Annotated in this window: 4 protein-coding genes; all 4 read right to left on the bottom strand. The window is 50.7% G+C overall.

The window, feature by feature from the left end; genetic code table 11:
* Window positions 1-147 precede the first annotated feature (147 nt).
* The 4 genes from V5J77_RS05165 to V5J77_RS05150 all read right to left on the bottom strand — a co-directional run bounded on the left by V5J77_RS05165 (window position 148) and on the right by V5J77_RS05150 (window position 11,424).
* The gene (locus tag V5J77_RS05165; protein ID WP_338554722.1) at window positions 148-1,266 is read right to left on the bottom strand and encodes a response regulator; all 1,119 of its coding nucleotides are present in this window, start codon (window positions 1,264-1,266) and stop codon (window positions 148-150) included.
* Window positions 1,259-4,345 (bottom strand): ATP-binding protein, encoded by a 3,087-nt coding sequence (locus tag V5J77_RS05160; RefSeq protein WP_338554721.1) that lies wholly within the window; start codon window positions 4,343-4,345, stop codon window positions 1,259-1,261. The genes V5J77_RS05165 and V5J77_RS05160 overlap by 8 nt, the downstream gene beginning before the upstream one ends.
* Before the next feature lie 251 nt (window positions 4,346-4,596).
* Window positions 4,597-7,320 carry a cohesin domain-containing protein gene (locus V5J77_RS05155; RefSeq protein WP_338554720.1) on the bottom strand — a complete coding sequence of 908 codons (2,724 nt, stop codon included), beginning with the start codon at window positions 7,318-7,320 and terminating at the stop codon, window positions 4,597-4,599.
* Between the two features lie 1,050 nt (window positions 7,321-8,370).
* On the bottom strand, window positions 8,371-11,424 hold the full coding sequence (locus V5J77_RS05150; protein ID WP_338554719.1) for an S-layer homology domain-containing protein: 3,054 nt from the start codon (window positions 11,422-11,424) through the stop codon (window positions 8,371-8,373).
* Window positions 11,425-11,643 lie beyond the last annotated feature (219 nt).

Raw genomic sequence — 11,643 nt, 5'->3', positions numbered from 1 at the left:
TAACTTCAAATTATCCCTTATTTCGACATTATACTTTATCGTTGTTGAACCGAATTTGAACAAAATAAAACGGCCTCCACCATCCGTAGGACGGGGAAGCCGTTCGTATCACCGATTATGTATGTGAAGCTTGTACATTTCTATATTTTAAAATACAGACGTGGGATTTAGGGCTAGCCCCCTTATATCTATATCCGGCAAAGCGCCTAATTCGCCGGCAAACAATTCCTTCAGCCTCCTCTCCTGGGCCGCGGCTGCTTCCTTGTTGCTCATCAGCAAGTGCAAGGCGATTATTTTAACGTGAATTCGCTCGGCAAACGGCTGCTGTTTTTCCCATCTTTGCAAATACAATAACGCAAACTCATAGCGCTGCTGCCGCACTTCCGTATCGACTGCCCATTCCAGCAGCTCGATATATTTAAGCTCAAGCTCGGAACGCCTCGTCTCCGCCCATTCGTACCCATTGTCCGTCAAATAACCGTTGCGGTACAGCTCCAGCGCTCTTTGCACTGCATCTATGCCGCCCCCGTTTTTGAACCGCCGATAGCTGCTTTCAAACTCCTCACAATCCCAGCTTTTCGGCTCCCATAACAAGCGGTAGCGTCCCCCTCCGGCACGAGTCTGCTCGATGACATCAAATAGACCAAGCGCTTCCAGCTCTTTGCGGAGCTGGTATACCGTCGTGTAAAGCATCGCCTGTGCCCGCTCCACATTCCGATCTCCCCATAATGCATCCATAATGCTTTCCATCCCAATAGGCTGATCCCGATGGTGGAGAAAGAAGGCAAGCAGCTCCTCCGTTTTGGTTCTGCGCAGCTTGAGCGCCTTCCCCTGACTCGTTTCCAAGGAAAATGGCCCAAAGCTGCGGACAAGGATATCTGCGGGCTCCGCTTTTTTCCCTATCCCTCTCTTCTTCGTGAATCGTTCCAGCGTTTTGCTGATGCGCTGTGCCGTCATCGGCTTCATTACATAATCAAAGGCTTCCGACTCAAAAACATCAACCGCATAATAATCATAGGCTGTCACGAAAGCGATCCCTACATCAGGTCTGTGCCTCTGAATCTGTTCAGCCAGCTCCAGCCCATTCATGCCCGGCATTTTCATATCGACAAAAATCAGATCCACCTCTACCCGATGTAAACACGCCAAAAGCTCCTCAGCATCGTCAAAAAGTCTCTCTATTTTCACATCGGTGAGCGTCTTCAGCACACTCTCAGCCATCTTCAAAGCCGGAAGCTCGTCATCAACCACGATAACTTTAATCATCCAAGTGGTCTCCCTTCGGAATGCTAAACTTTACTGCTGTTCCCCCATCGTGAGGGCTTACAATCTCCAAGCGGCGCCTGTATATCCGATATAGACGCTGCTGGATGTTTTTTATAGCCACGCCGCTGCTTTGCACTGCGCCCCCCCCGATTCGCGCTGCATAGATTGAATCTTGAAAGCCTACGCCATCGTCCTCTACCGAAATGACGACATCATGCTCCTCCTCGCGCACGGAAATTTTAACGTTTCCCCCTTGCTTGCGGCTCGCCAAACCATGCTGCACTGCATTTTCCACCAAGGGCTGAATGACAAGCGGCGGCAGAAGGCAATCCACATCGCTGTCTATCTCGTAGATAACCTTCAATCGCTCCCCAAAACGGGCTTTTTCAATAAATAAATAGGCCTCTACCAGCTCTAGCTCCTTGTGCAGCGGAACGAGCTCCTCCAGGTTTCTGAAATCGAAGCTGCCACGCAAATACTCGCTGAGCGAAGCCAGCAAATCCCGTGCAGCCTGAGGATCATCCAGTGAATACGCCGAGATGGTGTTAAGCGCATTGTAGAGAAAATGCGGCTTGATCTGCGCTTGCAGAAAGGCCATCTCGGCAAGTGCAGATTCGCTCGCGGACTTTTTCATATCCAGCAATGTTCGGATGCGCGCCTTCAATTCGCCAGCCTCGACCGGTTTCCCGAGAAAGTCATTTACTCCCGCATCGAACGCTGCCAGCATTTCTTCTGGCCGATTTCTTGCCGTAAGCAGCAGCACGGGGAGCTCGGATAGCGAGTATTTTTGGCGAATGCTCTGGCACAGCTCGTATCCTGACATTTCCGGCATCATCAGATCGACAACCGCCAAGTCAATTCGGCGCTCCTGCTCCAGCTGTCGCATCGCCTCCTTACCGCTAGATACGGCAATAACCGAATATTTTTCGACGGACAAAAGATTGAGCAGCACCTGCCGATTGGCCGCATCGTCATCCACAACGAGAATCGTAACCGCCCCGTAGCTTTGCAGTTTAATCGTATCTGCCGGGTAGCTTCGCTGAGCTGTACTCGCAAGCCTTGCGTGGATTCTGTCTATTCCCTCCTCAGCAGGCTGCACCTCCATGCCATCTGCGAGCGGAATCGTAAAGGTAAATACCGAGCCTTTACCTAGCTCCGACTCAGCCCAAATGCTTCCGCCGTGCAGCTCTACAAGCCGCTTGACGATGCTGAGCCCAAGCCCCGTTCCCCCTTGTTCCTTCGCAAGCTCCCCTCCAGCCTGCTCGAATGATTCAAAAATAACGTCCAGCTTATCATTGGGAATGCCAATACCCGTATCCGATACGGTTACCACAAGCCAGCCATTATCCTTATGCGCTGCAACAGCAATTTCCCCTGAAGCTGTAAACTTAAGCGCATTGCCGATTAGATTGTTCATAATTTGCGTCAGCCTGTCTTCATCGGCATAAACATAGTGCTGATCACTTAAACGATCTATGAAGCGTATCGGTTTTGCACCGGCAAAATGGTGAAACATCTCAAATATTATGCGCACAAGCGGACGCAGCGCAACAGCCTGCTGATGCAAAACAAGCTCGCCGTTTTTCAATTTGGAGAAGTCAAGCAGATCACCGACCAAATTGCTCATTTTTTTGCCTATGCCTACAATCATCGCCAGGTTTTCCTCCTGCTGCGGTGTCATCCGGCCTGCCGCGCCCTCAAGCAGCGATTGGGAAATATTAATAATGCCATGCAGCGGTGTTCTCATCTCATGGGAGGTGTTCGCCAGAAATTCATCCTTCAGCCTATCCATCGAGCCGAGCCGCTGTGACAGCCTCTGAACCGAGTCAAATGCATTGACAAATCTTCGGGATAAAAGCAAGCCCTGCGCCATGAAAAAGCACAGCCAAGCCGCCATTTGAAATGATACGTATGAATGGACGCCCAAAAACTCCAGCATGGAAGCGACCGTCATGCCCAGCTGCGACACAACGCTGATCAACATATACACCGAGCCTTCCATCCTCCTTACGACTGCGACTAGCATGACGTAAATGACATAGAGAACGGCAATAAGCGCCAAAGCAAAATTAACGATTGAAAACCGCGTAAAGACGGAGGCTGGAGTTGCCAACGTCAGGAGTACGGTGAATGCTATTAATGCCCCGGATGATTGCAGCGCGATTTTGTGGAAAAGAAGGGGCAAGGAATATCTCGTATACAGCAGCAAAAACAGCACCGCGAACACACCGGAAAGATCCTGTATTTTCGTAAACAGCTCGTAGGGAATTTCCGGGAACGGCATTAGAAGCATTTTTTCGCCATGTGTCATAAAATAGAAGCAGATCGCGATACAGCACAAGCCGAAATAGAGCCATGATCGGTCATGCCCCCTCATTTGGAACAATATAATGAAATAAATGCCCATTAATAGAAAGGTTGTTGCTGCAAACCAGTCCTTCGCCACCGCAAACTCCCGTACAGACAGGATGTCCTCCTGGTATCCCAAAAGGATAGAATGGGTTATTCCACCTTGAGAATAGCGATAGTTGGCAACCTGCAAAACAATATCAGCCTCGCCGCCCTTCACCGTAAAAAAACGGACATTTGGCGCATTCACGGAAACCGTGTCCTCCTTGCTCTTTCCCGGAATGCCGCGGCCGCCAATTTCCCGGCCGTTGACGAACAGCTTATGGGCTGTTTTAATATTCGTCTGCCTGATGCCCAAAACATGCTCACCTGTTTCTGGAAGCTTAACACGGAGACGGAAGGTTCCGTAGCCGTAGGGGGAAGACTCCTCCTCCGCCGCTCCATATTGCTCCCATCTGTCTGGCACATGGACGTAGTTCGTTCTCTCTGGCGCTTGTCCATCCCGCTTCTTCAGCTCGAAATCAGCTGGGACCAGCAGCTGACCTCTGTAAAATTCCCACTCCCCATCGAGCCGAACGATGCCTTTCTCGGAGAAGGACCACTCAGTCAAATTCAGTTCCCCGTTGATAGCTTCTGGAGCGTCGCTGGCAAACGCCGCAAAGGGAAGCGCCATAATAGCCATCCATATTCCACAAAAAACTATGATGGCAATCGCCACTTTTTTTCGCATCTTTCTTCCCCTCTTACGTCAGCCGTTGGTTGAGAATATCCTCAAGCATTTATTTGCTATTATTCCCACTAGTTCTTCTCTACTATAAACGATTTAGCAGCACCTGTTCAGACTCATCGCAAAAAAACCTTCAAGACCGCGCTAAAACGCAGCCTTAAAGGTTTTTCGTTACGGTGCAGCGCCAGGCATATGGACGGCATTTACGCAGCCCGCCTCACGCCATAGACTGGCCTATTCTAGCCTTTGTCCCCTTAGTGAACGCTAATATTCAGCACATCTCCTGCAAGCTGGGTGTTCACGCCTGCTCCATCCGTACCGATTAGCTTGGTCACCGCAAGCGCGGTTACATCAGCTGGCGCATCCGCTTTAATGCGGAAGGTCAGCTTAAACAAATTGCCCAGCGGATTATTCAGACCGTCGCCGGCATGACGGCCCTGCAAGCTGATAACACCCGCAGCATCCACATGCTCGTCAATAACAAATCTGCCTGTATCAAGCGATTCCGGCGTTTTTACCAGCTCCAGCACATTCGGATCGTATTCGATTCGAATGCTTTGCTCCGCAATGCCTCTTGGCACATTTTGCAGGGCATAAACGACATCAAAGCTTTGACCCTTCGCCATCGCCTTCGGTCCAATTAGCTTTGCAGAGGCCGAGCTGCGGTTATCAGCGACCGGCGTCCAAAAATTCGGAATAGGCACATCTGCAAAATTCGTGTCCGATGCAAAATAGAAGCTCGTGTACGTCGGCTGATTGTACGTCGTATTTTGCCAAGCTACACCTGTACGGTATTGGGCATCATGCATCAGCGTATACAGCTTGCGATCCGTCAGCTCCGTGCTCGTATAGATGCGAATGGCCGAGCTGTCCACAGTTCGCACAAGCAATTCCTCACGCCAATCTCCGAAAATATCCGCTACAAGCGAAGGTGTTCCCTTCGTATGATTGTTGGTACGGGTTCCGGTTGCCGTAAGCAGTGTGCCCCGTTTCCAATCATCAATCGTCGGCGTGTTTTCAAGGGAGCCATTCACGATTTGCGTCGTCATATTGCCCGCCCATTTAATATTCATGTTCGTGCCTGGCGAGGTGGTGCTAATCTGCGTTCCGCTTGCTGTCCATGTGCCGACCGCCCATGTCTCCAGTCCTCTATGCTCGGGATCAATGTCGCCAACCATGCCTCGGCCCGTATCCTTGCCGGTGTAGCCGCCATAAATTACTTCACCAGTTGCAGCATCACGCAGCGAGTAGCCATAAGGGGCATAGGGGCCACCTTCATGCACCATGAAAATTTCCAAGCCCGGACGGTCTGGATTAATATCTGCTACATGCAGCGCATCGCCATGTCCAAGACCTGCATACGCCCCCGGATTGGCACTGCCCGGCGGCAAAATATCGCCTGAGCTGTAGAGCAGTGTCCCATCATGGTCAATGGTCGAGGAGCCATAGATGATTTCCTGCTTGCCATCGCCATCCACATCCGCCGTGCTCAGCGAATGCGCGCCTTGGGTCGTCAGCGATGCAAAGGCCGGATTCAGCCCCGGTCTGCCGTGCGGCCCATCATTGAAAGGATTCGTCATCGGCACCCAGCCGCTGTCGACAAACCAATGCTCGCGCAAATGCTTGCCGTCCCACTCGTAGGAAACGAGCGTCGAGCGCGTATAGTAGCCGCGGGCAAAAACGGCATAAGGCTTGATGCCGTCCAAATAAGCTACGCCCGCAAGAAAACGGTCTACCCGGTTGCCCGGCTCAATCCGGCTCATCGCATAGTCGCCCCACATGAGGCCATCGTCATGACGACCTGGCTTATAGGCAATCGTCTCCAGCTCCTTGCCTGTCGCTCCCTCAAACACGGTCAAATATTCCGGCCCGCTCAAAATAAAGCCTTCAAAATCACGCAGCTTATTGTTGCCGCTGCGCGCCGGCGCATACACGTCCATAAAATAATCCGTCAGTTCCTCCGCATCCTCAAGGGAAAGGGGGTACGCATACTTCGGAGCAAGGCCGAAGCTTTCTTCCAGCGTTGCCGGCCAGTTGCCGCTTACGACCTCCTCATGCTTGTCCCAATTCATGAACATATTCACGACATGATCATAATAGCCCTGCTTGCTCACCCGGTAATCATCGGCATGGCTGTAGCCTGCCGCAATATCCTCTTGCGGCATCGTAATATATTTCTGCGAAGCGATGCCGCCGCTGCCGTCGTATTTTATTATTTTGGTGCCTGGTGCCGTTTTGAACATCATTTCCGCCTTGCCGTCACCGTCAAAGTCATACACCATAAATTCGGTATAATGCGCGCCCGCGCGAATGTTCGGTCCTAGCTCAATGCGATACAGCTGCGTACCATCAAGCTCGTAGGCATCAATAATAACCTCGCCGGTGTAGCCCTTCTGCGATACATCCTTGGAATTCGACGGGTCCCACTTGACGATATATTCGTATTGCCCGTCACCGTCTACATCGCCAACGCTCATATCGGCCGCCGAATACGTGAATGCCTCGCCTACTGGGGTAACGCCGTCTGCCGGCATATTAAGCGGCAAATCATAGTAGCCATTACCCCATGGCACAGCCTCGCTGCTTCGCGCCAGTTCCACCCCATCCACTACAGCCGCCACCTGGTAACGCGATGAGGCGCTGCCCTGCGGGTCCGAGTAGTTCGTGCTGTCTTTTACCGTTGCAAGAAGCGTGCCATCCCGATAAACATTAAAATTCGCCCCGGTCATCCCACCATCGGAATAGCCACTCACCTCATTGCCTAGCAGCCGCCAGCTAAGAAATACGCTTTCCGAAGAAGCGACAGCTACGAGCCCTCTATCCAAATATTCCAGCTGTACTTTGCCGAGAGCCGCTGCTGCTTGCCCTGAAGCTGTCGCCTCCGCAGCAGTTGCGCCTGCGGCGCTGCCGCATAGCAGCGTAAGCCCCGTTAACGTAGCGGCCGTCTTTTTGAGCCAGTTGGATTGGTTGCTGAACATCAATCAATCGCATCCTTTCGAGTTGAAGATTATTTGGTTGCGCTTACAAAAATACAGGGTAAATTCGTCTGCCTCCTTTTCCTAGCTCCTGATTAGCGCAGTAAATCCCTTTTTAGTATATAGATTCCTATTTTATGCCACTAGACAAAAAACAGAGTTTTTCCATTAAATAACCGTCTTTCCCTATCGTTAGAGGATGCTCCCTTGCCTTGCCTTGCCTTGCTTTGCCTCTCTCCTTTCGCAGGTTCAAATGAGCTCGTGAATATAGGTTGAACTAGAGAATAGAAGAAAGACTAGCCATCGAACTGTAGTCCTGACTGATTGATGATGAACTAATTGACTGACTGACTGTTTGTTTGTTTGTTTGTTTGTTTGTTTGACTGACTGATTGGCTGTCCGCCTTGTCTAAAGGGAATCGGAGGGGAAGAGGACCGAGCGGGCGTTATAGCTGAACATTTCCCCTTTTTTTCCGCTTCGCGGACACAGAAGACGCTATTGACTCCAAAAACCGTGAAATAACAGCAAAAATCGGAAGATAGCGGCCTCACAGTCCGCCAATAGGAATAGATGAGCTCATTTTTTAAAAATAAGGTCTGTGCAGTCCACTAGGACTAGGACACTGCTGTCAGCAGCCATTTTCACATAAAGCTAAGAGCTCGGCTAGAATCTCCTTGTCTAAGCAGCCTCAAGCATGATTCAACACTAGTGTTATATTGGATATATTCGATAGACCCAGCTATGAAGCTATATCACTTGTGTCAAAAAAAAGAGAACCCCTATTTCGAGTTCTCACTGTTCCATGAGTTCTGAGTTCTGAGTTCCGAGTTCTGTCCTCTGTTCTCTGTTCTCTGTCCTCTGTTCTCTGTTCTCTGTCCTCTGTTCTCTGTTCTCTGTCCTCTGTCCTCTGTCCTCTGTCCTCTGTTCTCTGTCCTCTGTCCTCTGTCCTCTGTCCTCTGTCCTCTGTCCTCTGTTCTCTTCTGTTTTCTCATTTCTGTTCCCTTGAATCTCACACGTTAAGCTTATATCTTCGAATATTTGCCGATTTGATTGTTAATTCAGCGTTTGATGCAGCACAGCAAGCATCTTCGCTGCTTCCGCTCGCGTTGCGCCGCCTTTTGGATCAAAGGCATTGCCGCCCTTGCCGGCAATAATCTCTGCCTGCTGTAACGAAGCAACCGCCTCCGTTGCCCATGCGCTGATCGAGCTTTGGTCGGCAAAGCTTACTGCGCTAACCGACTTAGGCAGTGTAAAGCTGGCCTGATCGGTAAATCGCTTCAGCATAACCGCCATTTCCTCGCGGCTAATCGGCTCATTTGGCTTGAACGTATTGCCGGCTGAGCCTTGGACAATCGCATGCTCTGCTGCCCAGGCTACATAAGGCAAGTACCAAGCTCCGGCTTTGACATCTCCAAATGTGGAGGTGCTGTATCCCGATATATCGGCGTTTGCAATACCAGCTAATATTTTAGCAAATTCGGCTCTCGTAATGTTTTTATTAGGTGCAAACTGGTTGCCTCCGCTGCCTTCAATCATATCGCGAGCTGCTAGATAGGAGATGAATGAAGCTCCCCAATGGCTGTTTGTATCGCTAAAGCTAATTTTGTTGTAGCCAATAGCGTAGTGGCTAAGGTGATTCGTTACGAAAGTAACCTTGCCATTGCTGTAGCTGGAATGATTCAAGAGACTAGGTTTTCCGTTATTGTCGATATAATAAGCAACAATGGCGCTTGTATCCTCACCTTGTGCAGGTGTATAAGGAATATCAAGCTGTATGCTGTTGCCGCCAAAGGTAGACAGGCTGGCAGCTCCGGATTCAATCGTAATATCCAGCACCGGTCTTGCCCCGACTACATTTTGGGCTTCTGGTGTAAGCGTGTCGACAGCGGCTTGCGTCACCTTGACGTGAAGGCTATTACCTGCCGCCTGCTCAATCGCATTCAGCGTAGTGGAATGAATCGTTATGCTTCCGAATGGCGTCACTAAAACCACTTTATCCAATTTGCCAGCAGTTAGACTCGTAACGGCAGCTTTGGACAATGTGATGCCATATGCTTTGGCATTATCTGCTGAGCCAACGGTCAGCGTAACGATTTTCGCCCCCGCATCTTTTGCTTGAGCCTGCTCTACCACGGTTTTAATCTGAGCATCCGCAATGACAGCCTCTGCATTTCCATTAGCATCTGCCTTTGCTGTCACTGTAACTCCCGCATTCTGATCTACAGGGTTTGCTGGAGTAGGTGCTGGAACAGGTGCTGGTGTCGGCGTAGGTGTCGACGAATTACCCGAGCCTGATGAGCCTCCAGAGCTTGATTTATTCGTAATTTCCAGCAAAATTTTATCCGCCTGATATACGATCTGCGTATTATATTGGCTTGGCACCCCGCTAATTACAACGGAGGAGAATTGTCCGCTTTGCTGATTAGCACCGTGGCTCACAAGAGTGACCGAGCCACTGCTTGGCACATAGCTGCTAGGGAAATTCACCTGCAATTTTCCGTTTGCATTTACCGTACCCTTCACTTCCAGCACATCGCTAGCGCTCGCAACGTTCAGCTCAAGCGTTCCGCTCGCAGCTTGTGTGAAATCTCCATCAATCGTCATTTTTCCAGCCACATTCTCTGTAAGCGTACCGCCGTTATTCACGACATCGCCGCTTCCAAGCGCTGTAGCCGAACCGCTCTCCAGCGTACCCGCATTAATCTGCGTACCACCGGAATACGTATTGGCACCGAGCAGCTTCAAGGCGCCGGTTCCTTCCTTCGTCAGCTTGCCGGCACCGGCAATGTCGTTCCTCCAGCTGTCCGCTGCATGGAAGCCGCCCTTGCTGGCATCCATCGTCACCGTTACATCACCGTCAAATGCGCCGTAGCCATCTGCTGCGGCAAAAAGATTGAGACGTCCCCAGCCCTCTGGATCATCCAGCACCGGGTAGCCGGAAGAGAGGCCAGTCGTAGCCAGCACCGCACGACGCTGCTCGCCTGTCAAATACGGCTGGCGTGTTTCCAGCAGCACCTCTGCCCCTTTAGGCACAGACATTGGCTCCGTTGTGGAAGCGATTTGATCAAATCCGTAGGTCAAACGCTCGGTAAATTGCGCTTTATTTTTCTCATAATCCGTAAAACGATCCTCCGAAGTACCCGTTTCTGTCAATAGAGCGGTATGGGCTTGATTATAAGCCTCCTGCTTAAGCGCCGCATAGTCTGGGTCAGACAAGGCAGCCGCCGCTAACGCCGTCGCCATAACGCGACCGCCTATAACATCAAGCGGTGAATGCATGCCGGCAATAATTCGGCTGTTCCCCATCTCCGAGGCGCGGGTCAGCAGCTCCTGGAACCGTTCAGGCACCGCATAGGCTAGAGCATAAGAAGCCAGATAAGAAGCATTCGTGTGACCGCTCGGGAAGCCGCCGTCCGTAGCTGGCGTTGCACTCCTTGCAGGAACTAGCGTAGGAACAATCATCGTAATGTCATTAGCCCAGCGGTAAGGACGCATATAGCTGTAGAAGCTTTTAGCAGGGTTGCCGGAGGCGGAGTTGCCGCGCAGCGCGCCGATCAGGTCTACCATTTTGCCAAGCTCGGAATCGGAATCTCCCGCTTTATTGGAGTCATTGCCATCATTGTATTTAACGGTCGTAGCATCGCTCGGAATACTCGTAATGGTCGTAAAGGTTCCCGACTTGGCTCGATACACCTCAGTCAGAGCGCCAAGACCTTCAGTTGCTCCGTACGATTGATTCGTTCGATCAACATAATAAGCGAGCTCTTCATCCTCCGCTGTACGCGTTGCTGCAATGTTCGCCACATATTGAATGTTGTAGTCCAGTACGCTGCTGTTCAGCTTCGTACCATTGTCCCATGAAGTCCCAGGCTTCCATAGCTCCTGAAACCCTGACAATACACCGATGACCGGGTTGCCATAAACCGATTGATTGACCGGAATATTGTTTTTGTAGGTGTCTACAAAATGTCCCCATGCCGGAGTCGGCGGCAGCTCAATTCCCGCCCCATTCGATGCCGCGGTTGCAGCATTCAAACCTACGGAATTAGAAAGCAGTAATAGGCCCAATGCAACAGATGCGTACTTTTTTGTTGATTTCTTTTTCAAGTCGAGTCTACTCCCATCATTTCGATTTTTGTGTTCCGAACCGATTTCGAGCGTAACACTTGACTCCGAGGCTGCTCAATATAACAATTTCTGAAATGTATCAAAATCGTATTCTATCCCCGCTAATTCATGCTATTCTCCCTATTCCGGCTCAAAAAATGAAGAAAGATAGGCTCTATGCCATAGAGTCCTTTGCTGCTATCGTTGGCGTACAGAAAA

This window comes from Paenibacillus sp. KS-LC4, from assembly GCF_036894955.1.
In the GTDB taxonomy this organism is placed as follows: Bacteria; Bacillota; Bacilli; order Paenibacillales; family Paenibacillaceae; genus Pristimantibacillus.
This window is presented reverse-complemented; position numbering and strand designations above follow the sequence as displayed.

What these genes read in the sequence shown, in the direction of transcription:
- V5J77_RS05165 (WP_338554722.1), bottom strand. Translation starts at nt 1,266, where the DNA reads ATGATTAAAGTTATCGTGGTTGATGACGAGCTTCCGGCTTTGAAGATG.
- V5J77_RS05160 (WP_338554721.1), bottom strand. Translation starts at nt 4,345, where the DNA reads ATGCGAAAAAAAGTGGCGATTGCCATCATAGTTTTTTGTGGAATATGG.
- V5J77_RS05155 (WP_338554720.1), bottom strand. Translation starts at nt 7,320, where the DNA reads ATGTTCAGCAACCAATCCAACTGGCTCAAAAAGACGGCCGCTACGTTA.